Source organism: Actinomyces respiraculi (assembly GCF_014595995.2).
Classification (GTDB): domain Bacteria; phylum Actinomycetota; class Actinomycetes; order Actinomycetales; family Actinomycetaceae; genus Actinomyces; species Actinomyces respiraculi.
In genome coordinates, this window is sequence record NZ_CP063989.1 from 128,877 (window position 1) to 155,582 (window position 26,706).

Genomic DNA, 26,706 nt, shown 5'->3' on the forward strand with positions numbered 1-26,706 from the left:
CCGGCCGGGGACCACCACATCCGATGCCGAGAGGATCAAGAGGAGCAGTACCGGTGATTGAGATCTCAAGAGTCACGAAGACACATGGAGGCAGGCGTGTTGTCGACGACGTGAGCTTCACAGCAGGGCCGGGCAGGGTGACCGGTTTCCTCGGCCCCAACGGGGCGGGCAAGTCGTCGACGCTGCGCATCCTGCTCGGGCTCGACCGTCCGACGTCGGGCACAGCGCTCATCAATGGCAAGCCCTACGAGAGTCTCGGTCAACCGCTGCGGACGGTGGGTGCGATGCTGGACGGTGCGTCCGCGGTTCCTGAGCGGCGCGGAGTGGATCACCTGCGCTGGATCGCACAGTCCAACCGCATTCCCGCGCGACGCGTCGACGAGGTACTGGAGACGGTCGGGCTGACCGACGCCGCAAAGGTTCGAGTGCGGAAGTACTCGCTCGGGATGAAGCAGCGTCTTGGGCTCGCCGCCGCCCTCCTGGGTGAGCCGCGCGTGCTCGTGCTCGACGAGCCGGTCAACGGCCTCGATCCCGAGGGCATCCGCACGATCCGCACATTCCTGCGACGCTACGCCGATCAAGGAAACACCGTGCTGCTCTCCAGCCACCTCATGGGAGAGATCGCCGAGACGGTCGACGACGTCGTGGTGATCAACAAGGGGCGCATCGTTGCTGACGGAACCCTCGACGAGATCACCGCAGGGCACGACTCCCTCGAGGACGCGTTCTTCGCACTGACCGGCAGCGAGCCGGGAGCGAGCTGGTGAGCGGCATGATCGCAGCGATCCGATCAGAATGGACGAAGACGTTCACGCTTCCCAGCGTGTGGATCATCACCGGTGCGCTCTTCGCCGTGTTCCTCCTCTTCCAGTTCCTGTCCTTCGAGTTCTACTCCGAGACCGCCGCGCGGCTGACCTCCGGCGAGAGCACGCAGGCCCAGGCCGTGGCGTTGCTGCAGGGCGACCTGATGGCGAGCATATTCAATCCGGGCATCCTCTTCACCCTGCTCGGGGCGGTCATCGCTGGGGCGGAGTTCCGCACCGGGCAGTTCGGGATGAGTGTGGTCGCGGTCCCGAACCGGATTCGCCTGGTCGTGAGCAAGGTCCTTGTCGCCGCGCTGTTCGCGCTCGCGCTGGGCGTCATCTGGTACGCGATCGGTACGTCGCTCATGCTGGCGTCCACGAACGGGGTCGCCGCTGCGGCAGTGCTCAACGGCGACTTCTTCGCCACGCTGGGCCGGGTGCTTCTCTTCATGGTGGCGTTCGCGTTGTTCCCCCTCGGTCTGACGCTCCTCACAAGACGGACGCTGACGGGCGTGATCGCCGCCATGGTGTTCTTCATGCTCACCCTGACGCAGGTCGTGGCCATGGTTTCACCGGCGGTCGACGCATTCCTGCCGCTAAGTGCCGCCCGGAATCTCCTACTGAACTCCGACGATACCCCTGTGCCGACCACGGCCGGCCCAGTGCACGGCGCTCTCGTGCTCACCGCCTGGGCCGTCCTCACCGTCGTCCTCGCCGCAGTCGTGACGAAGCGGAGGGACGCCTCATGACGGCCGTCGTCCAGCCGACGATCCGCTGGAGAGATACGGTCCGTTCGGAGATCACCAAGATCACGACGCATCCGGCGACGTTCTTGATGCTCGTCATCGCCGTCGCGGCGAATCTTCTTCTGGCAGCGATCGACGCCAGCGGAGTCACGTTCTATACCGGCGACCCCTCGGGGCCATCGTCATTGTCCGACTTCGGTGTCGTGATGATCGCCCCGCTCTACGCGTTCCTGGTCATCCCGGTATGGGCGGCCGCCACTGAGTACCACGGCGGTCAGCTGCGCATGAGCCTGAGCGCCACGCCGCAACGCGGCAGGTTCATCCTCGCCAAGCTGGCGGCGACGCTGACCATCGTCAGTGTCGCCGCCGTGGTCGCGATCGTGCCCGCGCGGCTGGTCGTCGGTGTCACCGACGGCATGGGTCCCGTGGCCGTGCTCATGAGCTGCATTCAGTGGACGGTGGCGTACGTACTCATGTCCCTCGTCGCCTTCGGGCTCGCCGGCATCCTGAAGAACACGGTTGCACCGCTGGGCATCATGATCGCCCTCCCCGTCGTGATCGCGACCGGCATCCTGCAGTGGCCCGACGGGCTGCGCTTCCTGCCCGACCAGGCGGCACTGAGCCTGGTCGGCACGCCGCAGTTCGATGTTCACGAGATCCCGCCACCGGTCGCCGCCGCCGTCCTCGTGATCTGGGCGTGCGTCGCCGTGGCGGCCTACGCGTTCTCAGTCACCCGTAGCGACGCGTGACCCACATATCAGCGTCGGCGCCCGGGGCCTGGCGAAGGCCCCGGGCGCCGACGCTGATATGTGGGTGGTGGTGTCGGCTGCTCCAGACGACGCCGTCGAGGAAGGCCTGGAAGGTCGCGTCGCCGATCTGCGCGTCCTGGGCGGTGGTGCCGGTGGCGCGCAGGAGGAAGAAGTAGCCCTTGCCATCACGGATGATGTAGGCGATGCGCTCCATGCAGAACCGGTCGTCATCGAGGACACCGGTGCCGGTGGCGGTCTGCGCACCGTCCAGCCCGCCGATGCTCGTGTCATCGCCGGTCGTGAAGGGGGCGTTGGCGTAAATCGTTGACGAGGACCACTGGTCCATGACCTGCTGAGCGGAGTCTCCGACGGCGTTGAGCCGCACCATCGCGCCGTTCTCGTCGTTGGCCGGGTCGAGCACGGGGCCTCCTACCCGCCGGGACGGCCTGCAGCGAGCACACGACCGGGTGCGACCGTCGTCGGCACCACTTCGGGGCGCAGGCCTAAGGCCGTGACCCCGGCACGGGCGTCACCTGGTGGAGGCTGCGGCGGCGAAGGCCTGACGCAGGTCAGCCACAAGGTCCTCGGCGTCCTCGATCCCCACGCTCAGCCGCAGCAGCCTGTCCGTCAGCCCGTACCTCGCCCGCGTCTGCGGCGGGACGTCCGCATGCGTCTGCACGCTCGGACACGTCACCAGCGACTCCACCCCACCCAGGGACTCGGCGAAGGTGAACACCCGCACCGCCTCCAGCAGCCTCGCGACATCCGTGCCCGGCGCGACCTCAAAGGACACCATGCCCGAGCGCCCCGGGTACAGCACCCGGCTCACCGCGGGGGAGGACTCCAGGAAGGCCACCACCCGCCGCGCGTTGGCCTCGTGGCGTGCCAGGCGCAGCGACAGCGTCTTGAGGCCGCGCAGCAGGAGGAAGGAGCTGAAGGGGTCGAGCGTCGCCCCGGTCGTGTTGAGCCGGTACTGCAACCGCTTGCCCAGCACCTCCTCCCTCACGGTGACAACACCCGCGCTGACGTCGTTGTGACCGCCCAGGTACTTCGTCGCCGAGTACAGGGCGACGTCCGCCCCCTCATCCAGCGGCCGCAAACGAACCGGCGTGAGGAAGGTGTTGTCGACGGCGAGCAACGCACCGGCGGCATGCGCCCACGTCGCGACCTCGGCGACGTCGAACTGCTCCATCATCGGGTTCGTCGGCGTCTCGATGATGACCAGCGCAGCGGGACGTGCCAGTGCCCGGCGCAGGCCCTCAGCCCCGAGCACGAGATCGACGTCGTACACGCCACTAGTGGACAGGCCCTCCAGGTAGCGGAAAGAGCCGCCGTACAGGTCCTCCAGGGCCACGATCCGCCCACCCGGCGGGACCAGGGCCTCCACGGTCAGCTGGAGGGCCGCCATCCCGGTCGTCGTCGCGAAGGAGGCGACGCCGTGGTCAAGGCGCGCCAGCGCGTCCTGGAGGACGTCGCGGGTGGGGGAGGCCGTGCGCGCGTAGTCGTAGCCGGTGGACTGGTGCAGCCCCGGGTGGCTATAGGCGGTGGACAGGTGGATCGGCGTCGTGATGGCGCCGGTGGCCGGGTCGGTGGCCGTGCCGACGTGAGCGAGCACCGTGTCGATGCCCCACTCCCGCTGGGCCCGGGCCTCCTCCCAGGAGGGGTGGTGGTGGACAGGGGCACAGCGCAGGGCCTGGCCGCCGTCGGCGGACGTCTGGGAAACGGGCGTAGTCATGTGACTCTCCTGGGTCTTAGGGCTGCCGGGCGCGCACGCGGGCGTCACGGCACGACGGCGGGGGAGGGAAGGAACGCGGAACCATCGGTCCCGTGGAGCTCGACGAGGCTCAGCAGGTCCTCGGGCTCTAGCCGTGGTGGGCTGGACAGCGACGGCTGGCGCTGTCAGCGCATGTGCATTCGACCAACGACGACGGGACGCACGGCACGGGTGCGGGTCGAAGCAGTCGCAGCAGTCATAACCGCAGGTTAAGAGGCATGGTGGCGGCACTGTCAATGTCGTCTCATCGCCCGACGCTGGCGGGCCCGGGGGCGGCGTGCAAGAGTGGACTCGAGCCAGGACACGCCCCTCCGCACGCAGGAAGGCCGATGACGATGACCCCCACCGCGCACGTCCACCACGAGGCCCCCATCGCGCACGCCGTCCCCGGCACCGACGGCTCACGCGCCTACTGGCTCGACGCCTCCACCCTCGCTTGGCCCCCCGAGCTCATCCCCGCGGGCACCCACGAGACCGCCCTGCGTCTGGGCCTGCTCACCTCCCCCACCGGTTCCGTCCGCCTCGAGGAGGGCGTCCTGCGCCTGGGCGACGACGGCTACGAGATCCCCCTGCGCCCGGTCGGCACGCTGGACGAGGACACCGTCGCCGCCCACCCCCAGCTGGCGGGCCATCTCGCTCTCAGCCTCCTCGATGAGACCGGCGCCCCCCGATTAGAGCGTGAGGACGTCGAGAAGCTGCTGACCGGGCAGGTCGCCGTCGTCCAGCGGGCCGCCGCCGGATGGGTCACCGCCTTCACCGGCGTGCAGACCTGGCCCGTCATCGACCGGCTCTGGGGCACGAGGGCCGCCGCCCGCGACGGCTCCGCCCCGCTCGGCGTCTGGTTCGATGAGTCCGACGGCGCTCCCGCCTTCGCGCTGTGGGCCCCCACCGCCCGTCGCGTCACCCTGCTCACCTGGAACACGGGCGACCCGACCGGCTCCGTGCCCGACGTCGACGCCGCCCCCGTGCGCACCCCCGCCGACCGTGCCCCCGGCACCTGGGACGGGCGCTGGGAGGTCAGTGCCGAGACCTCGGCCGCGGTCGGCGTGCGGCCCGGCTGCCAGTACCTGTGGGAGGTCGAGGTCTACGTCCCCGACACCGGCCGCGTCGAGACGAACCTCGTGACCGACCCGTGCTCGCGCGCCCTGACCCGCGACTCGCGCCGCAGCGTCGCCGTCGACCTCGACCAGCACGCCCTCACACCCACCGCCTGGGTCGAGAACCAGCCTCCCGTCATCGCCCAGGACAGTGCCCGCGCCATCTACGAGCTCCATGTGCGCGACTTCTCCGCCGCGGACCACACCGTTCCCGCCCCCCTGCGCGGCACCTACGCGGCCTTCGGCGTCGACTCGGCCGGCACCCGGCACCTGCGTGCGCTTGCGGCCGCCGGCATCGACACGATCCACCTGCTGCCCGTCTTCGACTTCAGCAGCGTCCCCGAGGACCGCGCGGACCAGCGCGTCCCCGAGATCCCGTCGGGCACCACGCCCGCCTCCCGGCGCCCGCAGGCCGCCGTCGCCGCCGTCGCCGACCGTGACGCCTACAACTGGGGCTACGACCCCTTCCACTGGATGGCCCCGGAGGGCTCCTATGCCCGTGAGGGCCGCCAGGACGGCGGCGCGCGCACCCGTGAGATGCGGGCGATGATCGGCTCCCTGCACGGCATGGGCCTGCAGGTCATCCTCGACCAGGTCTTCAACCACACTGCCGACGGCGGCCAGGGTGAGCACTCCGTCCTCGACCGCGTGGTCCCCGGCTACTACCACCGCCTGGACGCCGTCGGCCGTGGCGAGGGCTTCACCTGCTGCCACGACGTCGCCACCGAGCGGGCGATGGCCGAGCGGCTCATGATCGACGCCTGCGTCGGGTGGGTGCGCGACTACCGGGTGGACGGCTTCCGCTTCGACCTCATGGGCTACCACTCCACCGACACGATGAGTGCCCTGCGTCAGGCACTGGAGGAGATCGAGGACGACGCCGTCGGGCACCGCGTCTTCCTGTACGGCGAGGGGTGGGAGGTCCCCGAGGCCTCCGGCAGCCGCCACCTGCGCCGGGCCGTCCAGGGGCAGGTCGGCTCCGGCCCCGACGGAGGCTTCCTGGGCATCGGCACCTTTAACGACCGGGTGCGCGACGGCCTGCTGGGTGAGCGCTTCCTGCCGGACCCGCGGGTGGGACAGGGACTGGCCACCGGCGTCGTCGTCGACCCCAATGAGCATGAGGAACGCCCGGCCGAGGCGGCCGCCCGCGACCTCGCCTGGCGCACCGAGCTCGTCCAGCTCTCCCTCGCCGGCAACCTGCGCGCGGCGGGCGGGCCCCGCTACGGGTACGCGGCAGCCGCCTATGGTGATGAGCCTGTCGACTCCATCGCCTACGTCGAGGCTCACGACGACGAGGCCCTCTTCGACTGGCTCGTCTACAAACTGCCGACGACCACGCCCATGGACCAGCGTGTGCGCGCCCAACTCCTCGCCCTGGCGGCCGTAACCCTGGGCCAGACCCCCTGCTTCTGGGCGGCGGGCACCGAGTTGCTGCGCTCGAAGTCCCTGGACCGCGACTCCTACGACTCCGGCGACCACTTCAACGCCATCGACTGGACGGGGCAGGACACCGGCTGGGGCCGGGGCCTGCCGTCGGCCGAGCGCAACTTCGACCGCTGGCTCATCCAGGCCGACCTGCTCATGCGCGAGGACCTGCGCCCGCGTCCCGAGGACGTGGCCAAGGCCCGCGAGATGGCCCTCGACCTGCTGCGCCTGCGCCGCTCAACCCCGTTGCTCACCCTCGGCTCGGCCGAGCTCGTGCGCGAGCGCGTGTCCTTCCCCCTGTCCGCGGAGCGGGGCGTGCCCGGCGTCATCGTCATGGTGGTGGACGACGGCGGTGGCGACCTGGACATCGACCCGGCGCTGGACGGCGTCGTCGTCGCCCTCAATGCCCGCCCGGAGACGGTCACCGTGCGGATCGAGGAGCTCACCGGCCGCTACCTGAGACTGAGCGATATCCAGTGCACCGGGGCCGACGACGTCGTGCGCTCCACCCACTTCGACCCCGCCACTGGCGAGCTGACCGTGCCCGGGCGCACTGCCGCCGTCCTCGTCGAGAGCTGAGCCGCAGCCCGGGATCCTGCGCGCGCGAGCCGATGGGCGCGCAGGATCCCGGGCCGGCCGCTCAGACGGCCGGTGTGGCGGCGCGGCCCTGACGACGGGCTAGGCCGGCACCGAGCGCGGTGAGCAGGAGTCCCGCGGCGCACCAGGCGACAAGCACCCACGCGGACGCGCCCGCCCCGGCGCCGTCGAAGTAGGCGGCCGAGCGCAGGAGCGTGCCCGCGGCGCCGACCGGCATCAGCTGGCCGAGGGCGCCCCAGCCGGCGGGCAGGTACCACGGCCCGGCGACAATGCCCGCGAGCGGGTTCGCGAGGAACACCATGAGGGCCGCGCCGATGCCGAGGCCGGCCACCCCGAGGACGCGGTGCAGGCCGATGAGGGTGAGCGAGATGGAGCAGATGCCGAGCGCGAGGGACAGCCACTCCAGGGCGACGTCGCCCTGCAGCGTCCTGAAGCCGGCATGGAGGGCGGCGACCACGACGAGCGAGCCGAGCGCGGCGATCGCCAGCGCAGCGGCGATCCGCTTCCACGCGTGCGCCCGGATGACGATCGTCAGGACGGCGCCGGATGCCATGCCGCCGAAGACGAGTGGCAGCGCGAGCGACGTGATCGTCACGCCCATCGGGTCCTTCGCGGGCAGGGGCGCGACGTCCGTGACTGTCACGCTGCGCGTGGCGGAGAGCTGCTCCTGCAGTGCGGCGAGGGCGGCGGCGTCGGCGCCGGAGGCCTGGGCGGCCGTGAGCGCTGCGGCATCGGCCCGGGTCTCCAGCGCGGTGGCGAGGTTCGTGAGGATTGTCGTGTAGGCGCTGCCGTTGCCGGAGGCCTCCAGCACCTCGATGCCCGAGTCCGTCACGGTGATGCCGCCGATGGAGGCGCGGTTCTCCACCGCGTCGGCGACGGCCTCGGCGGAGGGCTCGACACTCACGTCGAAGACGCCGGGCAGGGTCGTCTCGAGCGCCGTCGAGATCGTGGACACCTGCTGCTGCGGGCCGGAGACGCTCAACGGCAGGTGGCTCGCCGAGGAGGCGTGGCTGGGCAGGAAGAAGGCCAGGAGCATGAGGAGCAGGACGAGGGGCACGGCGAGCGTCGCGAGGAGGAGGCGGCGCGTCGAGTGGTCGGTGGCGGGCCGGGGCCCCGGCGCGGCGGTCGCGGCCGAGGAGGTCGGCGTCTGGGGGGATGCGGTGCCGGTCGGTTCGGGCATGAGGACTCTCTTTCAACAACCGGAGCGTGATGCTCCGGATATAAGTGGAGCGTAACACTCCGGTTGTATGCTGGACAAGTCCGCATCGCGGTTACGACGAGCGGCGCCGACGAGCCCCGCCCGTCGGCGCGGACGGCCCACCACGACGCACGAGCCGCAGCCCGCCACCCGGGCGATGGCGAGGAGAGGAGACCAGTCATGCGCGCAGACGCCGCGGTCAACCGCGAGGCGATCATCGGCGCGGCGATCGAGCTGCTCGCCGACGTCGGCCTCAGCGTCTCCACGCGCCAGGTCGCGGCGGCGGCAGGCGTCGGCATCGGGACGCTCTACCGTCACTTCCCCACGCGCACGGACCTCCTGCACGGCGTCGGCACGTGCCTGCGTGAGCGCGTCGACGCGCTCGCCGCCCGCTTCGACGAGCGGGCCACCGAGGACATCGAGGCGGCCTGGCTCGCGTTCGGCCACGAGTTCGTCGGGCTGCGCCTGGGCCGGCTCATCGCGCAGGCCGCCGCCTTCCCCGACTTCTTCCTCGACGACGCCGCGGTCGTCGAGCGCCGGGCCGAGGCCGCAGGCGCCATTGCGGCGCGTCTTGACGTCGCCAAGCGTGCCGGTCTCGTGCGCGAGGACGTCGACGCCTTCCACTTCGTCCTCGGGGCGTCGCAGATCTCCCGACCGCTGGGAGCCGCCGTCGACGGCCTCGTGCCGGGGTGGAACGAGTGGCTCGTGGACGTCTACCTGCGCGGCCTGAGGCCCTGAGGCGCTGGGGCGGGCTCGCGGTACCGGCTCGCGGCATGCGCAGCGCCGCACGGGCGAGGAGACGGCCGGGCGCCGGTCTCAGCCCTCGGGGCGCCGGATCTGCTCGCGCAACCCCTCCCAGTAGGCCAGACGCTCACGGATGCGGCGCTCGTGACCGTGGTCGGTCGGCTCGTAGAAGGGCTTGCGCTCCTCGCGCGGCGGGTAGCCCTCAGGCATGTAGTCCGCCCCGGAGAATCCCTCGGCCGTGTCCGGATCGTACTGGTAGCCCTCGCCGTAACCGAGCTCCTTCATCAGGCGCGTGGGCGCGTTGAGGATATGCGCCGGTGGCATGAGTGAGCCCGTCTGCCGGGCGGCCTTCTGCGCCCGCCCCAGCCCCCGGTAGACGGCGATCGACTTCGGCGCCGTCGCCAGGTACACGACCGCCTGCGCGATCGCCAGCTCGCCCTCCGGTGAGCCCAGGCGTTCGTAGGCGTCCCAGGCGGCCAGGGTCACCTGGAGGGCGGCCGGGTCCGCCAGGCCGACGTCCTCGCTGGCGAAGCGCACCAGGCGACGCGCGATGTACAGGGGGTCCTCGCCGCCGCCGAGCATGCGGGCCAGCCAGTACAGGGCGGCGTCCGGGTCGCTGCCGCGCATGGACTTGTGCAGGGCCGAGATGAGGTTGTAGTGCTCCTCGCTCGTCTTGTCGTACAGGGGTGCACGGGAGGCGACGACGGCGGTCAGGGCCTCGGCGTCGAGTGCGCCGCCGTCCTCGGGCAGGGCGAGGACCTGTTCGACCATCCCCAGCAGGTAACGGCCGTCGCCGTCGGCCATCGCCATGAGGGCGGAGCGGGCCGAGGCCGTCAGCGGCAGGCTGCGGCCGGTCAGGCGCTCGGTGCGGGTGAGCAGCTCACCCAGGGCCGCCTCGTCCAGGCGGTGCAGGACCATCACCTGGCAACGCGACAGGAGAGCCCCGTTGAGCTCGAAGGAGGGATTCTCGGTCGTCGCGCCGACGAGCACCACCGTGCCGTCCTCGACATAAGGCAGGAAGGAGTCCTGCTGGGCGCGGTTGAAACGGTGGATCTCGTCGACGAAGAGGAGCGTGCCCTGGCCGATCTCGCGGCGCTTGGCGGCGGTGGCGAAGACCTTGCGCAGGTCGGCGACGCCGGAGAAGGTGGCGCTGACCTGCTCGAAGACCAGGCCGGTGCGCTCGGCCAGCAGGCGCGCGATGGTCGTCTTGCCGCAACCGGGCGGACCCCACAGGATGACGGAGGACAGGCGCCCGGAGGCGACCATGCGCCCGAGCGGGGCGTCAGGCGCCAGCAGGTGGTCCTGGCCGACGACCTCCTCGAGGGCGGACGGGCGCAGGCGGTCGGCCAGCGGCCGGGTGGGGTCGTCGACGACGCGACCCTCGCCGGCGGCGGCCTCGAAGAGGCTCGGGGCGTCGTCGGTGGGGCCTGAGCGGGGACGGGAGCCGGATGCGCGTGCCATACACCCCAGGCTACGACCGGCCTGCGACCCCCTCGAAGTTGGGCGCGGGAGGGTCAGGCTGGGTGCTCAGCCAGGTGCTCGGCGAGGTAGCGGGCGGTGAGCGACTGGGCGGCACTGCCTGCACTGCCTGCACCGTCGGCACTGGCGGTGACGAGCTCCGACGGCGTGCCCGCCGTCACGACCCGGCCGCCCGCCTCGCCGCCGCCCGGCCCCATGTCGATGACCCAGTCGGCGTTGGCGATCATGTCGAGGTCATGCTCGATGACGAGCACCGTTGCCCCGGCCTCGATGAGCCGGTCGAGCACCCCGAGCAGGACCCGCACATCCAGCGGGTGCAGGCCGATGCTCGGCTCATCCAGGACGAAGAGCGTCCCGGCCTGGGAGGAGCCCAGGTGGGTGGAGAGCTTGAGGCGCTGCGCCTCCCCGCCCGAGAGGGTCGGCGTCGCCTCCCCCAGAGTGAGGTAGCCCAGGCCGAGGTCCTCAAGCAGGCGCAGCTGTCGGCGCACCCGCGGCAGGTCGGCGCAGGCCCGGGCCGCCTCGGACACGGTGAGGGACAGCAGCTGCGGCAGGGACAGCCCCGCCATCTCGTCCGACGCCGAGTCCGACATCGAGTCCGCAGCTGCGCCGGAGGCCGGGGCCGCCGTCGGCCCACTGCGCCCGATTCCATGCGCCCGCTGCCCGTAACGCGTGCCCTGGCAGGCCGGGCACTCGATCTCGACGTCGGGCAGGAACTGCACGTCGAGAACCACCTGCCCCGTCCCATCGCAGTGCTCGCAGCGCAGGGACCCCGTGTTGTAGGAGAAGTCCCCCGCCTTCAGCCCCGCGGCCCTCGCCTCGGGAAGGGCCGCGTAGGCGCGGCGCAGTCCGTCCATGACACCGGAGTAGGTCGCCACCGTCGAGCGGACATTCGCACCGATCGGGGTGGCGTCGACGACGACGACCCGCCGGGTGTCCCCGGGCTCCAGGGACGTGGCCGGCAGGGGCAGTGGGGCATCGGCCTCCAGCGAGCGCAGCGCCGGGACCAGGGCCTCGAGCACGAGAGTCGTCTTGCCCGAGCCGGACACGCCCGTCACCGCCGTCAGCCGCTGCTGGGGCACTGAGACCTCCAGGGCGTGCACCGTGTGCACCGGGGCCGTCTCCAGGTCGATCCGCCCCAGCTCGAAGACCCGCTCGGCGGGCACCTCTTCGCGCACCCGCACCGGTGCCTGCCCCGTGAGGAAGGGGCGGATGATCGACTCAGCCGGGTCGCCCGCCGTCGGAAGACCCACGGCCCAGTCAGGAGCCTGCCCGCCCACCACCTGGGCCACGGGAGCGGACAGGACGACGGCGCCGCCGTCGGCACCAGAACCCGGCCCGATCTCCAGCAGCCAGTGCGCCTCACGCAGCAGCTGGGCGTCGTGATCCACCAGCAGCACCGAGTTGCCGTCCGCCAGCAGGTCCTCAATGACGCCCGTCAGGCCGCGCAGGTTGTGCGGGTGCAGACCGATGCTCGGCTCGTCCAGGACGTAGAGGACACCCGTCGTCCGGTTGCGCACTGCGCGGGCGAGCTGGACACGCTGACGCTCACCCGTCGACAGCGTTGACGAGGCGCGATCGAGCGAGAGGTAGTCCAGGCCCAGGTCCATCAGGCGGCTCGCGGTCACCCGCAGCTCGTCCACGATCTGCTCGGCCATGACCACCAGTTCGTCCGGCATGGTGGCGGGGATGCCGGAGGCCCACTCCACCAGCCGGCCGAGCGGGAGCCGGCACGCCTCGTCCAGGCCGATCCCGCGCACCTTCGTCGAGCGCGCCAACGCCGACAGGCGCGAACCGCCGCACTCCGGGCAGAGCGCCTCGTGGAGGAACTTCTCCACGCGCTTCATGCCCCGCTCGTCCTTGACCTTGGACAGCGCGTTCTCCACGGTGTGCACCGCGCTGTAGTAGGTGAAGTCCATCTCGGCGGCGACGCTGGTCTTCTCGTTGACATAGAGGATGTGCCGCTTCTCGGCGGGGCCGTGGAAGACGATCTCGCGCTCGCGGGCCGTCAGCTCACGAAAAGGCACGTCGGTGCGCACACCCATGTCGCGGGCGACATCCTTCATGAGTGACCACATGAGGTTCTGCCAGGGAGCGACCGCGCCCTCGTCGATGGACAGCGACTCGTCGGGCACCAGGGTCGACTCATCCACCGTCCGCACCGTGCCCGTGCCCTCGCAGCGCGGGCAGGCGCCGTCGGAGTTGAAGGCGAAGGACTCCGCGGCCGGCTGGGTGAACTCCACCCCGCAGGTGGTGCAGCGCAGGCGGACATCCAGCGCGACGTCGATGGTCGGCTCGTTGAGATGCCCGTTGGGGCAGGTGTGGTGGCCCAGGCGCGAGTAGGCCAGACGCAGGCTGCCCAGCACCTCCGTGGAGGTGCCGAAGGTCGAGCGCACACCGGGCACCGGCGGGCGCTGGTGCAGCGCGAGAGCGGCGGGCACGTGCAACACCTCATCGACGTCGGGCCGGGCCGCCTGGGTGAGGCGACGGCGCGTGTAGGTCGACAGGGACTCCAGGTAGCGGCGCGCGCCCTCGGCGTAGAGGGTGCCCAGGGCGAGGGAGGACTTGCCCGAGCCGGACACCCCGGCGACGGCGACCAGCCGGCCGAGGGGGACATCGACGTCGACGGACCGAAGGTTGTGGACTCGGGCACCGCGCACCTGGATGACGGAGGGGCCGGATGAGGGGACGATCGGCTCGCGAGTCATGTCCGGAGGCTACGCCCGGGGGCGAGGGACGCTGGTCCCTGCGTCACGGGGCACTGCGCGCCCTGGTCGCGGGCCCCGCTCGGAGTCGAGTATCCCGCGCGTCCGTCAGGCGCCGCGGCCCTTGAGGCGCATGGTGGTGCGGCGCCCGCTCGTGTTGTCCCGGCCGACGCCTCCGCCTCAACGTGCCGACCTCAACGTGCCGTGCCGCGGCGCACGGCCTCCAGCATGAGACTGGCGACGTCGGTCACTCGCACGTCGGCGCCCTCGGCGGCCACGCCGTCGGACAGCATCGTTGTGCAGAAGGGGCAGGCGGTGGCCACCACCTGCGCGCCCGTGCTGATCGCCTCACGGGAGCGTTCGACGGCGATGCGCGTGCCGATCGACTCCTCCATGAAGGTCCTCGCCCCGCCGCCCCCGCAGCACAGGGCGCGCTCGCGGCTGCGCGGCATCTCCACAGCGGTGGCACCGGTCGCCTCCACCAGCTCGCGCGGCGGCGAGTAGACCTGGTTGTGACGCCCCAGGTAGCAGGCGTCGTGGTACGTCACCGTCGGCTGCTCCTCCGACCGCTCCGGCGACTCCGGCTCCTCCGACCGCTCCGGCGGCGCGGGACGCAGCCGCCCCTCGCGCACGAGGCGGTTGAGCAGCTGGGTGTAGTGCAGGACCTCGTAGTGCCCGCCGACCTGCGGGTACTCGCGCGCCAGCGTGTTGAAGCAGTGCGCGCAGGTGACGACGATCCGCTGCGCCCGCGCCTCATTGAGCGTCTCCACGTTCTGGGCGGCCAGCATCTGGAAGAGGATCTCGTTGCCGGCGCGGCGCGCCGGGTCGCCCGTGCAGGACTCGCCGTCGCCCAGCACCGCGAAGGACACCCCGGCCGTGTGCAGCAGCTCGGCGACGGCGCGCGTCGTGCGCCGCGCCCGGTCCTCGTAAGCGCCCGCACAGCCCACCCAGAACAGATAGTCGACCTCGCGCGCGTCCTCGACGTCGACGCCGACCACCGGCACCTCGATATCCAGGTCCTTCGCCCATTCCAGGCGCTTGCGCGCCGCCAGGCCCCACGGGTTGCCCTTGGTCTCCATCCGGCGGAACATCTGCCCCAGCTCCTTGGGGAAGGCGGAGGCCATGAGCACCTGCTGGCGGCGGATGTCGATGACGTGGTCCACGTGCTCGATGTCCACCGGGCACTGGTCCACGCAGGCGCCGCAGGTGGTGCAGGACCACAGGACCTCGGCGGGCACCACCTCGCCTGCCAGCGGTGCCGGGCGAGTGGCCACGCCCTTGGGCCCGGGGGCGGCCTTGGCGGCCAGGAGCGCGCCGAGCACGTCGGAGGTGTGGGCGCTGCCCTCGGCCAGGCCCGCACGGCCCCCGCGTAGGAGCCCGCCGTGGGTGGCCGCCTGCTCCTTGGTCACGTCCTCGGGCTCCACGCCCAGTTCGGCGGCGGCCGCGAGATAGGGGGCGACGGCCGCGTGGTGGTCGCGCACCGCCAGCGTGAACAGCTTGGGCGACAGGGGCTTGCCCGTGTTCCACGCCGGGCACAGGTCCTGGCAGCGGCCGCACTCGGTGCAGGTGGAGAAGTCGAGCAGGCCCTTCCAGGTCAGGTCCTGCACCCGCCCCGCCCCCAGGTGCAGCTCGCGGCCCTCCTCCTCGGCCGCCTCCATGGCGGCGTCGAGCTCATCCATGGTCTCGGCGCTCAGGGCGACGCGCTCGCCGTCGGCGCCGTCGAAGGTGAGCGGCGCCAGCGGTCCCAGGGACTTGGTGCCGGTGCGGGCAGCGGGCACGGCCTGCGCGATCCGCTCGGCGACGACGTCGGGCTGCTCCCCGGTGCGCTCGGCGACGACGGCGGGGTCGGCGGCGGTGCCCGCCATGTCCCGTCGGGCATAGACGTTGACGACGGCGAGGAAACGGTGCCAGGCCACCCCCATGGAGGGCTGCAGGCCGACGACGACCAGCCAGCTCATCGACACGACCACCTTGACGGTGGCGACGACGACGCTGAGGCCCTCGATGACGTTGGCTCCCAGCGGCTCGAGCAGGGGCGCGGTCCAGGCCGTGAGCGGGAAGAGCGGCCAGGTGGCGGCCGAGTCCGCGGAGGCCTGCGCCGCCAGGGACAGGTGCGCGTGCTCAAGCATCCGCAGCAGCAGCACGCTGACGACGACGACGCCGATGACCACCTCGACGAAGACCGCCTGGCGGGCGGTCGAGCCCGCGAAGCGCGAGGTGCGGGTACGGGTGCCACCTTCACTGGTGGCGTCGAAGGGCGGGGTGGCCGCGCCGCGGGCGGTGAGACGACGGCGCACCGCCATGAGCAGGAGGATTCCGGCCAGGCTCAGCCAGGCGATGAGCTCGACGGTCCAGGCCCACCACACCTGGTGGTCCAGCCACGGCAGGGTGGCGTCCGGGCCGATCAGCACCTGGCCGTAGCCGGTTACCAGGGTGAGGAAGAGCAGTGGGAAGCTCACCATGACGAGCCAGTGCGCCACCCGAATCCAGGGGCGCCCCTTGAAGGCGCTGTGCCCCAGGACCTCGCCGAGCATCGCGCCGGAGCGGGCGAGGACCGGTCGGTAGCGCTCGGGGGCGGGGCGGCCCAGCCTCATCCGGGCGACGAGCACTGCGCAGGCGCGTGCGAACAGTGCGACGCCGACGGCCGTGAAGCCGAGGACGACGACGGCGCACACCAGTCGCAAGGCCGCCAGGAACGTCATACCCGCAGCCTAGTGGGAGCCGCACCCGCCCCGGGCGGCGCCCCTGCTGTACTGGTGCGCCGTGTCCGTCCCGGCGGTTCTGGCGCCGTGCCCGCCGGCGGTTCTGGGGCCGTGCCCGCCCCGGGAGGTTCTGGCGCCGTGCCCGCCCGGGAGGTTCTGGCGCCGTGCCCGCCCCGGGCTGCGCTAGCGCTCCGCCCCTGCCGTGCTAGCGCTCCGCCCCTGCCGTGCTAGCGCTCCGCCCTGGCCGTGTTCAGGAGTCGAGCATACGGGTGCCGGTCAGCGGGTTGAGGGTCTTGCCGCCGTACCATTTGGCGGCCTGGCGCAACATGAGCTGGCGCGAGAGCGTGAGCGCCGCCCCCGAGATCACCGCGAAGGCCACAACCTCCAGCAGCTGGTAGTCGAGGAGCTTGTCCTCCTCCTTCGGCGCCTGCCGACCCGTCACCAGCTTCCACCCCGCGGCCACGACCTTGTCAGCCACCAGACCCGCCACGAGCGTGGTGACCACACTCGTCGCCTTCCACATGAGGTCCGCCTGGGCCTTGTTACCGGACTTCGCCATCGGGATGTGCTCCTTCATCTCATCCGCGCCCGCCGTGCCCGACGTCGCGCCAGACCCGATCATGCCTCACATCGGCCGCGGTTGTGAGACCTCAGCCCGGCCAGCGGGCGAGTCGGGCACCGCCGCCGACGGCTCAGTCGGCGCTCCGGCCACTGCCCCCGCCGACGGCACCGCCAGCTCAGACAGCCGCGAGCGCCTCGCCGAACGCGCCACCGCGGCGCGCAGCAGCCGCTCGAAGGGCCCACGCCGGCCCGCGCGCTCCAGCCACGCGCACAGCCCCGCCACGAGCCCCCACACGACCACGGCGCTCAGGGCCATCAGTGCCGTGTCCGGCGCCTTGGCACCCGACATCGCAAGCCCCCCGTACAGCAGCCCGAAGCAGACCGTCTGCGACAGGTAGGCCGTCATCGACCGCTTGCCCACCGCGGCCAGCAGCCAGCGCACCCCGGTCAGCGGCTCGCCGTCGGCACGCGCCCCGCCGGCGAAGGCCGCCAGCAGCGCCAGCCACCCACAGGCTCCCGCCAGCCCACCCACGATGGTTGTGGCCGGTCCGACGAGGACGATGGCCCACACGGGCATCTGCGCGCCGTCGAGCAGAGCGTCGAGGGACGCCCACGTGAGCGTGGCAACCGCGAGACCCGCCAGACCGCCGACGATGAGCGTCCCGCGGCGGCGCTCCGGGTGCGTGAGCAGGTCCGTGCCCGCGATCCACGCCCCGAGGAAGGACGCGGGCAGCGCCATCGACGTCAGCACCGTCATCGGCGTCGCGATGAGCCACATGTACAGGCCGATGAGCGGGTACCAGGGCGAGGACATGAAGGCCATGGGCGACGCAGCGGTCGGGTCCGTTGCCGCGTCCAGGGCCTCCGACGGTCCCCCGAGCAGCAGCCGCGAGCTCCATCCCAGCAACACCGCGCTGATCAGGATGACGAGGAGGCTCACCACCCACATCGTCACCTTGCGCCGGCGCACGAAGGTCCCGGCGAAGATGACGGCGATGAGGCCGTAAGCGCCGATGATGTCACCGGAGAAGAACAGGGAGTGGACCACCCCGAACAGGACCATCCACAGGCCGCGGCGGCGCACCATCTTGCGTGCGTCCACCGTCGCCGCCTCGCGCACCGCCGCCACGAAGGCGGCCCGACCCTCCTCAGGCAGGGAGTCGTGGTAGGCGCGGTTGGCCTCCAGTACGGAGTCGACGTCGTGCTCGACCCGACGGCGGGCCATCACCACGAGGCCGAAGCCGAACAGCATGGCGAACAGCGGGTAGGAGCGCTGGTCGACCAGGGCGCCGCGTACCGACTCCCAGACGGTGCCGATCGCCGTCGGCTCGGGGGCTTCCGTCCAGAGAGCCGTCCAGAACGGCACATTCGCCAGGGCGATGAGCAGCAGCATGAAGCCGCGCGCGACGTCCGGGGCGGGGTAGCGGGGAGAGTGTGGCCCTGTGAATGAGGTGTAGCTTCGTGAGCTCAGGTTGACGGTATCCATGGACCCAGCCTCGCCGCCGCCAATGCCGTGCGTCATCCCCCGCAAGGATGAACAGGATCCTGACATCACCCCGAGACTCACCCGAGGCCCCTGCCCAACTCCTCGTTTTGGTCTGGAGAGTACGGTGTTTGGCCGCGACATGGTTGCGGGAGCCCGGACGTCGGTGGTCGGCGCCGGCCACGGTTGGTGCCCGCCGCACGCACACCAGCGCGGTGCGCGCGGGCGCCGCGGGGCCCGGGGCTTGCACGCTCACGCTTTTCGACAGCCGTCGACAACGGCGCCATTGCTAGGGTTTGTCGACCGGTGCTCTCCAATGCGCCGGCTCCCATGTGCACGAAGGCCGCCCACGCACATGGGAGCTTGGGCCACCACCGCAAACCCCAGTGCAACCGTTAACAACCGTCACATGAGCGTGCACGCCCGTTACCTTGTTGGTGGTCGCCGGTGATGGGATACCGGTGGCTGGGCCAGCGGTGGTCGGCATGATGTCTTGCCCCTGTCTCACCGAATGATCCGGGGGGGGGGTGAGAGTCACCGGTCGTCGTGCGGCGTGCTGGTGAGCGCTGATCAGGGGAAGGGCCTGCCACTGGCAAGGTCTTGCGCAGGTGTGGGTGCGGGGCTGGTCGCCGAGAGGCTGGCTCGTCCTGCCACGCAAGGGAGCATCCACTATGAAGGTCGATGACATCGGCGTCTTCGTCGGTATCGACGTCGGTAAGTGCGAGCACTGGGCCACTGCTGTGACCAGCCAGGGCAAGAAGGTCTTTGACAAGGCCCTGCCCAACGACGAGGCCAGGCTCCGCGACCTGTACCAGACGCTGGCCTGTCACGGCCGGCTCCTGGTGGTGGTTGACCAGGTGCGCCACCACCAGGCGCCCTGGCACTCGCCCTCGCCCAGGACATGGGCATTCACCGTGGGCTACCCTTCCTGGCCTGTCCATCAGGCGCATCGCCAACCGATGCCCGGGCAACGCCAAGACCGACGCGCGCGACGCGGCCGTGATCGCCCAGGCGGCCCGCACCATGGCCCACACGCTGCGAGAGATTGACGCCAGCGACGAGGACGCTGCCGCGTTGAGCATGCTCACCGGGTCCGGGCCTGGACCTTGCCCGCCAGGTCAACCAGACGGCCAACCGGATCCGGGGGCCCGTGCGCACCCAGGCCCCGCCCCGCCCTGGCCAAGGTCCTGGCCCCCTGGCTCGAGCACGACGCCGTCCTTTCAGGTGATCGCCGCCTGGCCCACCCCCACCACCCTGCGCAAGGCCGGCAGAGCCAGGATCGACGCCAGGCCCCGAGGCGCACGGCGCCCAGGCGCCACACCACGTGGGCAAACAAGATCATCAACGCGCTTCAGGCCCAGAGCGTGGTGGTGGCCGGCACCAGTGCCGCCGGCGTCGGTGCCGCCTGGCCCGACAGCTGGCCGCCCTGCACGCCCAGAGACATGACATCACCGCGCAGGTCGAGGACACGGCGGGTGGCCCACCCTCTCTTGCCCGGTCCCCACCACCCATGCCCGGGCCAGGGGCCCCGGCCGCCGCAGTCTTTCTCGCCGAGACCCTCGGACGGACCTTCGACACCAGCGCCCAGCTCGCCTCCCACACCCGGCCTGACCCCCGTCACCAGACGATCGGGCACCTCCATCAGAGGCGAGTACGTCTCCCACGCCGGCAACAAGCGCCTCAAGCGTGCCATGTTCGGCTCCACCCTTCGCCTCACTACGCTCAGACCCCGCCTCCAGGGCCTACTACGACCGCAAGATCACCCAAGGCAAAGCGCCTTGGGCCAAGCCCTCATCGCCCTGGCCCACCGACGCATCCTCACCCTGCACGCCATGATCCGAGACGGAGCCCTCTACGACCCACCGGCACCACCCCAGCAACTACCCGCCGCCGCTTGACACACCACATAGGGGCACCCCCCTGCCGCCACCCCGCGGGGCACGCCCCCAGCCTCGCCGGCCGGCCGACAACGGATGCCGGCACCAGGCTCAAACCGTCACGGGCGCGGCGGGGCGTGCCGGAGGAGACCACCACCACGACCGGCCAGAAGCGTCCCCACCCCCACAAATCCCCGGAACTGCCGCCAATGCCGTGCGTCATCCCCCGCAAGGATGAACAGGATCCTGACATCACCCCGAGACTCACCCGAGGAGTTCGGGCGGGTGTGGACGCTGATGCGTGAGCACGTCGGCGACGCTGTATCCTGCGACCACACGACAGGGGAGCGCCGACCGGCGCTGAGAGTGCGGCCCGCCCGCAGACCCTCGAACCTGCTCCGGTTAGCACCGGCGAAGGAAGTCGAGTTTCTCCCTGCGCGCCTCGACACCGCGCAGGCCCTCCTGACACTCGTCCAGGAGACCACCATGAACACCCTTACGAACCGCCAGATTTCCCGCCGCACCCTGTTCTCCGGGGCGGCCTTCGGCACCCTCGGCCTCACCCTCGCCGCCTGCGGGTCCTCCAATAGCGCCGACGGCGGCACCCAGGCCGGCGGCACCGTCACCGTCCTCACCCACGACTCCTTCAACGTGCCCGAGGAGCTCATCGCCGCCTTCCAGTCCAGCACGGGCCTCACTCTCGAGCTCGTGGCCGCCGGTGACGCCGGCGAGCTGGTCAACAAGCTCGTCCTGACCAAGGACGCCCCTCTGGGCGACGCCGTCTTCGGCATCGACAACACCTTCGCCTCGCGCGCCCTGAACGAGGGCGTCATCGACACCGCCATCACGGTCACCCTGCCCTCCGGCGTCGAGGTCGAGCAGTACGTCGTCGCGGACACCCCCGCGCTCGTGCCGATCGACTTCGGCGAGGTCTGCCTCAACACGGACGTCACCTGGTTCACCGAGCACGGCCTGGCCGAGCCCACCACCTTCGAGGACCTGACCAAGCCCGAGTACAAGGGCCTGAGCGTCCTCATCAACCCCTCCACCTCCTCCACCGGGCTCGCCTTCCTCATCGCCACCATCGGCCACTTCGGTGAGGGCGCCTGGCAGCAGTACTGGAAGGACCTTGTCGCGGGCGGTGCCAAGATCGACGAGGGCTGGTCCGACGCCTACTACACGGACTTCTCCGGCGGCGGCGAGGGCGGTGCCTACCCCATCGTCGTCTCCTACGCCTCCTCCCCGGCCGCCACCGTCAGCGAGGACGGCACGTCCTCGTCCACCGCCGCCGTCCCGGCCACCGCCACGCGCCAGGTCGAGTACGCCGCGGTGCTCGCCGGGGCCGCCAACCCCGAGGGCGGCAAGGCCTTCATCGAGTGGATGCTGTCGGTCGAGGTCCAGGAGTCCATCCCGGACAACATGTACATGTACCCGGTCAACACTGAGGCCGAGCTCAGCGAGGAGATCTCCACCTTCGGCACCCTGAGCCGGAACCCGGTCGCCGTCGACCCGGCGGACATCGACGCCAACCGTGAGGCCTGGCTCGCCGCCTGGACCGAGGCCGTCGGCGCGTGACCAGCCCCACCCCCCACCCCCCACGAGAACTGGTGTTATCCCCCACGAAAACTGGTGATATCTCCCATGAGAACTGGTGTTATCCCCCCACGAGAACCGGTTCGACGGCTCTCGTGGAGGACCGCGGGGCGAAATAGATCACCGGCACGGCGGCCCGGGACGACGGCGGGTGAGCGCGCGGGCTGGGCGCTCGCCGTCGGCCTGCCGGTCGTCTTCCTCGGCATCTTCTTCGCCTGGCCCGTCGCCACCCTCGTTGCCCGGGGCCTGGCCCCCGACGGCGTGATCGACCTCAGCGGCTTCGGGGAGGTCCTGGCCCGCGAGCGCACATGGCGGATCATCCGCCAGACCCTCCTGCAGGCCATCGCCGCCACCGTCCTGTGCGTCGTGCTGGGCGTGCCCGGCGCGCTCGTGCTCTACCGGCGCCACTTCCCCGGACGCGACCTGCTACGGGCCCTGGTCACCGTGCCCTTCGTGCTGCCCAGCGTCGTCGTCGGCGTCGCCTTCCACGCGCTGGTCACCACCGGCGGCCCACTGGGCGGCTGGTTCGACGGCGCGCTCGCCGGGTCCACGGTCACCGTCGTCGCCGCCCTGACCTTCTTCAACTACGGGCTCGTGGTGCGCACCGTCGGCACCATGTGGTCGCGCCTCGACCCGCGCGCCGTCGAGGCCGCCCGCACCCTCGGCGCCTGCCCCTGGCGGGCCTTCCTCACGGTGACCCTGCCGAGCCTGGCCCCCTCCATCGCCTCCGCCGCCTCGCTCGCCTTCCTGTTCTGCGCCACCGCCTACGGCGTCGTCCTCGTCCTCGGCGGTCCCGGCATCGGCACCATCGAGACCGAGATCTACGTGCTCACCGCCCAGTACCTCGATCTGCGTGCCGCCGCCGTCCTCAGCGTGCTCCAGCTGGCCGTCATCGCCGTCAGCCTGTGGGTGAGCGAGCGGGCCCGCGCCGCCCACGAGGCCGCCCTGCGCCTGCACCTGGACGTGCCCACCACCCCCCTGCGGCGCAGCGACGCCCCGGCCATGCTGCTGACCCTGACCGTCGTCGCCGGGCTGCTCATCGGCCCCATGGCGGTGCTGCTCGGCCGCTCCCTCAGGCGCGCCGGGCGGTGGACGTTCGCGAACTACACGGACCTGGGCGCCACCGGCGGGCGCAACGCCCTGACCGTCACCGTGTGGGAGGCGGGCGCCAACTCCTTAAGGATTGCCGTCACCGCCGCCGCGATCTCCCTGACCATCGGGGTGGCGGTGGCCCTGGTCGTCTCGCGCCGCCCCCGCTCGCCCTGGCTGCGGCGCGGCGTCCGCGCCCTCGACTCGGCCTTCATGCTGCCGCTGGGGGTCAGCGCCGTGACCGTGGGCTTCGGTTTCCTCATCACCCTCACGCGCCCGCCCCTGGCGCTGACCCGCTCCTGGTGGATCCTGCCGCTCGCCCAGGCCGTCGTCGCCGTGCCCCTCGTGGTGCGCACCCTCCTGCCCGCGCTGCGGGCCATCGACCCGCGCCAGCGGGAGGCGGCCGCCACGCTCGGCGCCGGACCCGGGCGAGTGCTCGCCAGCGTGGACGGCCCGCACCTGCTGCGCGCCGGAGGGCTCGCAGCCGGTTTCGCCCTGGCCACGAGCCTGGGGGAGTTCGGGGCCACGTCCTTCCTCGCGCGGCCCGCCACCCAGACGCTGCCGGTGGTCCTCTACCGGCTCATCGGCTCGCCCGGGGCCCAGAACCAGGGGATGGGGCTGGCCGCCGGCGTCATCCTGGCGGCCGGGACGGCGGCGCTCATGCTGGGCTGCGAGTGGGCCCAGACCGCGCACCTGCGGAGCCAGCGCCGCCAACCTCGCCGCCAACCCGACCCTCGCCGTCGGCCTCATCTTCGCTCTCGCCGAGTTCGAGGGGTACGGGCCGAGGTCGATACGTCAGCTATCGACGTCGGGACACAACCCTCGAACTCGCGTGAGGAGACCGCATGAGCACCGCCCTTGAGGTCACGGACCTCAGCGTCGTCTACCCCGCCACGGGTCGCGGCGCGAGCCGCAGCGCCCCCGTCACCGCCGTCGACGCCGTCAGCCTGACCGTGGCCGACGGCGAGGTCCTGGCCCTCCTCGGCCCCTCCGGCTGCGGCAAGTCCTCCCTCCTGCGCGCCGTCGCCGGGCTCGAGCCCGTGGCCGGCGGCACGATCCGCTGGGCGGGGTGCGACGTCGTCGCCGTCCCCGTCCACAGGCGCGGCTTCGGCATGGTCTTCCAGGACGGCCAGCTCTTCCCCTTCCGGGACGTGGCCGGCAACATCGCCTACGGACTGGCCGACCTGCCGCGCGCCGAGCGTGAGGCCCGTGTGGCCGAGGTGCTGACGCTCGTCGGCCTGCCCGGCTACGGGCGCCGGGCGGTGGCCACCTTGTCCGGCGGGCAGGCGCAACGCGTGGCCCTGGCCCGGTCCCTGGCCCCGCGCCCCCGACTTCTCCTGCTCGACGAGCCCCTGTCCGCCCTGGACCGGGCGCTTCGCGAGTCCCTGTCCCTGGACCTGGCGAGGATCCTGCGGGATGAGGGCATGACCGCCCTGTACGTCACGCACGACCACGCCGAGGCCGAGACCGTCGCGGACCGGGTGGGTGTCATGGTTGCCGGCCGGCTGCTAGCCGTCGGCACGATGGCCGGGCTGCGCGAGGACGTGGACGACGACGTCGCCCGGGTCCTGGGCCGGTGATCCTTCGCGCCCACCTCCCTTCTCACGAGAACTGGTGTTATTCGGCACGAGAACTGCTCGCCCAGTTCTCGTGGGGGCTAACCCCAGTTTTGGTGGGGGATAACACCAGTTCTCGCGGGGAGGGGGGAGGGGTGAGAGGCGCGTCTCAGATTGCGCGAGGGTATCGACCTGTTGGTCAGAACCTTGCTAGCGTCCGGGACCAGCCGCCGGGCACCCGCCCGAGCACGGCCACCCATCACCCACGTTGAGAGGTCCCGGTCGCATGACCAAGCGAATGTGTTGCTGCTGCTGTCGTTGACGACAGCTTCACACCCATTCGCTCTCGAGCGCGCTCACGCGCTCACCGACCCCGTGAGGTGCCATTGTGGCCTCGTCCGTACAGGACTCCCGTATCCCTCGTGTCTCTGTGACCGCTGAGCCGGCCGCCGTCTCCCCTCTGGTCGCCGACGACGCCGCCACCTCCCAGCCGACCACCGGCGGCGCTGCTGCCTCCCGTCCGAGAGCCGACGACGCCGACCGCGCCGCGGGCCGCCCCAGTGGCCCACGCGCCGTTGCCCGCCGACTCGGACGCGACCGGGGCGCCGTCGTCGGAGCCGTCATCGTGGTGCTCACGACGCTTGTTGCGATCCTCGCCCCGGTCATCACCCGGGCGGTCGGCGTGGACGCCTACAGCTACAACCTCGACCTGCTCGACGACCTCGGGCTGCCGGTGGGCCCCTTCGGGGGCGTGAGCGCCGCCCACCCCTTCGGCATCGAGCCGCAGACCGGCCGCGACCTGTTCGCCATCGTCGTCGAGGGCACGCGCACCTCCCTGTCCATCGGCCTGGGCGCGACCCTGCTGTCGATGCTCATCGCCATCGGCCTGGGCGTGAGCGCCGGATACGTCGGCGGCTGGTGGGACGCCCTCATCTCGCGCATCACCGACGTCACCCTGGGCTTCCCCCACCTCATCTTCATGATCGCCATCTCCGCGCTCATCCCCGCCACCGCCCCCCGGGTCCTGGTCATGATCGTCATCATCGGCGTCCTGGGCTGGCCGTCGACGGCGCGCGTCCTGCGCAGCCGCACCCTGGCGGTGCGCGTGCGCGCCTTCGTCGGCGCCTCGCGGGCCATGGGCGCCAGTGAGCTGCACGTGCTGCTCACGCAGGTCCTGCCCAACCTTGTCGCCACGATCATCGTCTTCACCACGATCTCCATCCCCGGCAAGATCACCGCCGAGGCCGCACTGTCCTTCCTCGGCGTCGGCGTCGCCCCACCGACACCCTCCTGGGGCCGCTCCATCGGCAACGCCGTCACCTGGGTGAGCACCGACCCCTGGTACCTGCTCTTCCCCGGCGCCGCCCTGTTCCTCGTCAGCCTCGCCTTCAACATCTTCGGCGACGGGCTGCGTGACGCCCTCGACCCCAGGACCGGTGAGCACCGATGAACCGCCTGCGCTTCCTGGGCTCCCGGCTCGTCCAGACTCTTCTCGTGCTGCTCGTGGTCACCTTCGTGACCTTCGCGATCTTCTCCCTGTGGCCCTCGGACCCGGCCGGCCTGGCCTGCGGCAAGCCCTGCACGCCGGCGAACCTCGAGCGGGCGCGCGAGTTCATGGGCTACGGAGACCCCTGGTACACGCAGTTCTGGCACTACGTCGTCGGCATCATCAAGGGCCGGACTTTCGGCTCCGGGACGGGGGCGATCGCCTGCTCGGCCCCCTGCCTGGGCTACTCCTTCCGCCTGTCGACGCCGGTGACCGAGCTCATCCTCACCCGCCTGCCCGTCACCGCCTCCATCGCGGTGGGTGCGGCCGTGCTGTGGCTCGTCATCGGGGTGGTCGCGGGAGTCGTCTCCGCCCTGCGCCGGGGCACGAGGCTCGACCGCGTCATCATGACCGGCACGGTCCTGGGGGTCTCCGCCCCCTCCTACCTGCTGGGTCTGCTGGGCATCCTCCTGCTCGGCTTCACCCTCGGCCTGGTGCCGACCGCCGGCTACGTCCCGCTCACCCGGGACCCGGTGGGCTGGCTGTGGCACCTCGTTCTGCCGTGGACCGTCCTCGCCCTCATCTCCGCAGCCGTCTACGCCCGGATGGTGCGCGGCGAGGTGCTCGAGAACCTCGGTGAGGACTACGTGCGCACCGGCCGGGCCGTGGGTCTGAGCGAGCGGCGCGTCATCGGACGCCACGTCATGCGCAACGTCTCGCTGCCGGTGGTCACCTACTTCGCCCTCGACCTGGGCGGGATGCTCGGCGGCGCGGTCATCACCGAGCGCGTCTTCTCCATGCAGGGCCTGGGCTCCCTGCTCATGGACGCCGTCGGCACCGTGGACGTGCCCGTCGTCATGGGCGTGACGATCGTGTCAGCGGCCTTCGTCGTCGTCGCCAATCTCCTCGTGGACGCCTTCGCGGCCGTCATCGACCCGCGGGTCTAGCCCGCCTCCTGCCGCAGCGTGCGGCCCCCAGACCCCGGCCCCTGGCCGGTCCATCCGCAACCCCATACCCGTCACGGGTATCACCAACAGGAATGAGC

The 26,706-nt window shown here is 71.5% G+C and carries 20 protein-coding genes and 1 riboswitch; of the genes, 12 read left to right on the forward strand and 8 right to left on the reverse strand.

The features are described 5' to 3' along the window. Positions 1-137 precede the first annotated feature (137 nt). Genes ID810_RS00555 through ID810_RS00565 form a run of 3 tightly spaced genes read left to right on the forward strand, consistent with a single transcriptional unit; the run spans position 138 to position 2,298 of the window. Positions 138-767, forward strand: coding sequence for an ABC transporter ATP-binding protein (locus ID810_RS00555; RefSeq protein ID WP_243856636.1), 630 nt, complete (start codon positions 138-140; stop codon positions 765-767). Continuing rightward, the gene (locus tag ID810_RS00560; protein WP_196781511.1) at positions 764-1,552 is read left to right on the forward strand and encodes a hypothetical protein; all 789 of its coding nucleotides are present in this window, start codon (positions 764-766) and stop codon (positions 1,550-1,552) included. The genes ID810_RS00555 and ID810_RS00560 overlap by 4 nt, the downstream gene beginning before the upstream one ends. Further along, complete coding sequence (locus ID810_RS00565; protein WP_195858790.1) at positions 1,549-2,298, forward strand: ABC transporter; 750 nt, start codon at positions 1,549-1,551, stop codon at positions 2,296-2,298. The genes ID810_RS00560 and ID810_RS00565 overlap by 4 nt, the downstream gene beginning before the upstream one ends. Here the strand turns inward: ID810_RS00565 and ID810_RS00570 are convergent. Together ID810_RS00570 and ID810_RS00575 are read right to left on the reverse strand one after the other, a co-directional pair. Further along, the gene (locus tag ID810_RS00570; protein ID WP_195858791.1) at positions 2,279-2,719 is read right to left on the reverse strand and encodes a hypothetical protein; all 441 of its coding nucleotides are present in this window, start codon (positions 2,717-2,719) and stop codon (positions 2,279-2,281) included. The two genes, ID810_RS00565 and ID810_RS00570, sit on opposite strands and share 20 nt — an antisense overlap. Positions 2,720-2,827: 108 nt before the next feature. Then, positions 2,828-4,033, reverse strand: a complete 1,206-nt coding sequence (locus tag ID810_RS00575) for a PLP-dependent transferase (protein WP_166856930.1) — start codon at positions 4,031-4,033, stop codon at positions 2,828-2,830. A gap of 368 nt (positions 4,034-4,401) precedes the next feature. On the opposite strand from ID810_RS00575, the gene ID810_RS00580 reads away from it, so the two are divergent. Then, positions 4,402-7,173: an alpha-1,6-glucosidase domain-containing protein gene (locus ID810_RS00580; protein ID WP_166856932.1), complete on the forward strand. Its 2,772-nt coding sequence runs from the start codon at positions 4,402-4,404 to the stop codon at positions 7,171-7,173. Positions 7,174-7,234: 61 nt separating this feature from the next. On the opposite strand, the gene ID810_RS00585 is transcribed toward ID810_RS00580, so the two are convergent. Beyond that, the gene (locus ID810_RS00585; protein WP_166856934.1) at positions 7,235-8,371 is read right to left on the reverse strand and encodes an ABC transporter permease; all 1,137 of its coding nucleotides are present in this window, start codon (positions 8,369-8,371) and stop codon (positions 7,235-7,237) included. 198 nt (positions 8,372-8,569) lie between these two features. On the opposite strand from ID810_RS00585, the gene ID810_RS00590 reads away from it, so the two are divergent. Next, on the forward strand, positions 8,570-9,127 hold the full coding sequence (locus tag ID810_RS00590; protein ID WP_166856936.1) for a TetR/AcrR family transcriptional regulator: 558 nt from the start codon (positions 8,570-8,572) through the stop codon (positions 9,125-9,127). A 78-nt stretch (positions 9,128-9,205) separates the two neighbouring features. Here the strand turns inward: ID810_RS00590 and ID810_RS00595 are convergent, their stop codons facing one another. The 5 genes from ID810_RS00595 to ID810_RS00615 form a co-directional block, all read right to left on the reverse strand. Beyond that, entirely contained in the window at positions 9,206-10,594 is a 1,389-nt protein-coding gene (locus tag ID810_RS00595) for a replication-associated recombination protein A (protein ID WP_166856938.1), read from the reverse strand. Positions 10,595-10,647: 53 nt separating this feature from the next. Then, the gene (locus tag ID810_RS00600) at positions 10,648-13,317 is read right to left on the reverse strand and encodes an excinuclease ABC subunit UvrA (RefSeq protein WP_166856940.1); all 2,670 of its coding nucleotides are present in this window, start codon (positions 13,315-13,317) and stop codon (positions 10,648-10,650) included. Between the two features lie 191 nt (positions 13,318-13,508). Further along, on the reverse strand, positions 13,509-16,016 hold the full coding sequence (locus ID810_RS00605; RefSeq protein WP_166856942.1) for a heterodisulfide reductase-related iron-sulfur binding cluster: 2,508 nt from the start codon (positions 16,014-16,016) through the stop codon (positions 13,509-13,511). 250 nt (positions 16,017-16,266) lie between these two features. Next, the gene (locus tag ID810_RS00610) at positions 16,267-16,575 is read right to left on the reverse strand and encodes a DUF4235 domain-containing protein (RefSeq protein ID WP_166857167.1); all 309 of its coding nucleotides are present in this window, start codon (positions 16,573-16,575) and stop codon (positions 16,267-16,269) included. A 66-nt stretch (positions 16,576-16,641) separates the two neighbouring features. Beyond that, a complete protein-coding gene (locus tag ID810_RS00615) occupies positions 16,642-18,063 on the reverse strand; it encodes a DUF418 domain-containing protein (protein ID WP_166856944.1) in 1,422 nt (473 codons plus the stop codon). A gap of 668 nt (positions 18,064-18,731) precedes the next feature. On the opposite strand from ID810_RS00615, the gene ID810_RS12605 reads away from it, so the two are divergent. The 7 genes from ID810_RS12605 (at position 18,732) to ID810_RS00645 (ending at position 26,608) form a co-directional block, all read left to right on the forward strand. Beyond that, on the forward strand, positions 18,732-19,109 hold the full coding sequence (locus ID810_RS12605; RefSeq protein ID WP_279586942.1) for an IS110 family transposase: 378 nt from the start codon (positions 18,732-18,734) through the stop codon (positions 19,107-19,109). Then, positions 19,009-19,506: an IS110 family transposase gene (locus ID810_RS12610; protein ID WP_279586947.1), complete on the forward strand. Its 498-nt coding sequence runs from the start codon at positions 19,009-19,011 to the stop codon at positions 19,504-19,506. The genes ID810_RS12605 and ID810_RS12610 overlap by 101 nt, the downstream gene beginning before the upstream one ends. A 762-nt stretch (positions 19,507-20,268) precedes the next feature. Next, a riboswitch (TPP riboswitch) is annotated at positions 20,269-20,374 on the forward strand. A gap of 49 nt (positions 20,375-20,423) precedes the next feature. Continuing rightward, positions 20,424-21,512 (forward strand): thiamine ABC transporter substrate-binding protein, encoded by a 1,089-nt coding sequence (locus ID810_RS00625; RefSeq protein WP_166856946.1) that lies wholly within the window; start codon positions 20,424-20,426, stop codon positions 21,510-21,512. A gap of 66 nt (positions 21,513-21,578) precedes the next feature. Then, positions 21,579-23,468, forward strand: a complete 1,890-nt coding sequence (locus ID810_RS00630) for an ABC transporter permease (protein WP_166856947.1) — start codon at positions 21,579-21,581, stop codon at positions 23,466-23,468. Then, positions 23,465-24,199, forward strand: a complete 735-nt coding sequence (locus ID810_RS00635; protein WP_166856949.1) for an ABC transporter ATP-binding protein — start codon at positions 23,465-23,467, stop codon at positions 24,197-24,199. The genes ID810_RS00630 and ID810_RS00635 overlap by 4 nt, the downstream gene beginning before the upstream one ends. A 364-nt stretch (positions 24,200-24,563) precedes the next feature. Continuing rightward, positions 24,564-25,625 carry an ABC transporter permease gene (locus ID810_RS00640; protein WP_243856638.1) on the forward strand — a complete coding sequence of 354 codons (1,062 nt, stop codon included), beginning with the start codon at positions 24,564-24,566 and terminating at the stop codon, positions 25,623-25,625. Then, complete coding sequence (locus tag ID810_RS00645; protein ID WP_166856951.1) at positions 25,622-26,608, forward strand: ABC transporter permease; 987 nt, start codon at positions 25,622-25,624, stop codon at positions 26,606-26,608. Before ID810_RS00640 ends, ID810_RS00645 begins: the two co-directional genes overlap by 4 nt. Positions 26,609-26,706: the final 98 nt, after the last annotated feature.

Excerpts from the sequence above, each read along its gene's own strand:
- ID810_RS00565 (WP_195858790.1), top strand. The coding sequence starts at position 1,549 with ATGACGGCCGTCGTCCAGCCGACGATCCGCTGGAGAGATACGGTCCGT.
- ID810_RS00575 (WP_166856930.1), bottom strand. The coding sequence starts at position 4,033 with ATGACTACGCCCGTTTCCCAGACGTCCGCCGACGGCGGCCAGGCCCTG.
- ID810_RS00580 (WP_166856932.1), top strand. The coding sequence starts at position 4,402 with ATGACGATGACCCCCACCGCGCACGTCCACCACGAGGCCCCCATCGCG.
- ID810_RS00585 (WP_166856934.1), bottom strand. The coding sequence starts at position 8,371 with ATGCCCGAACCGACCGGCACCGCATCCCCCCAGACGCCGACCTCCTCG.
- ID810_RS00590 (WP_166856936.1), top strand. The coding sequence starts at position 8,570 with ATGCGCGCAGACGCCGCGGTCAACCGCGAGGCGATCATCGGCGCGGCG.
- ID810_RS00595 (WP_166856938.1), bottom strand. The coding sequence starts at position 10,594 with ATGGCACGCGCATCCGGCTCCCGTCCCCGCTCAGGCCCCACCGACGAC.
- ID810_RS00600 (WP_166856940.1), bottom strand. The coding sequence starts at position 13,317 with ATGACTCGCGAGCCGATCGTCCCCTCATCCGGCCCCTCCGTCATCCAG.
- ID810_RS00605 (WP_166856942.1), bottom strand. The coding sequence starts at position 16,016 with ATGACGTTCCTGGCGGCCTTGCGACTGGTGTGCGCCGTCGTCGTCCTC.
- ID810_RS00610 (WP_166857167.1), bottom strand. The coding sequence starts at position 16,575 with ATGGCGAAGTCCGGTAACAAGGCCCAGGCGGACCTCATGTGGAAGGCG.
- ID810_RS00615 (WP_166856944.1), bottom strand. The coding sequence starts at position 18,063 with ATGGATACCGTCAACCTGAGCTCACGAAGCTACACCTCATTCACAGGG.
- ID810_RS12605 (WP_279586942.1), top strand. The coding sequence starts at position 18,732 with ATGAAGGTCGATGACATCGGCGTCTTCGTCGGTATCGACGTCGGTAAG.
- ID810_RS00625 (WP_166856946.1), top strand. The coding sequence starts at position 20,424 with ATGAACACCCTTACGAACCGCCAGATTTCCCGCCGCACCCTGTTCTCC.
- ID810_RS00630 (WP_166856947.1), top strand. The coding sequence starts at position 21,579 with ATGAGAACTGGTGTTATCCCCCCACGAGAACCGGTTCGACGGCTCTCG.
- ID810_RS00635 (WP_166856949.1), top strand. The coding sequence starts at position 23,465 with ATGAGCACCGCCCTTGAGGTCACGGACCTCAGCGTCGTCTACCCCGCC.
- ID810_RS00645 (WP_166856951.1), top strand. The coding sequence starts at position 25,622 with ATGAACCGCCTGCGCTTCCTGGGCTCCCGGCTCGTCCAGACTCTTCTC.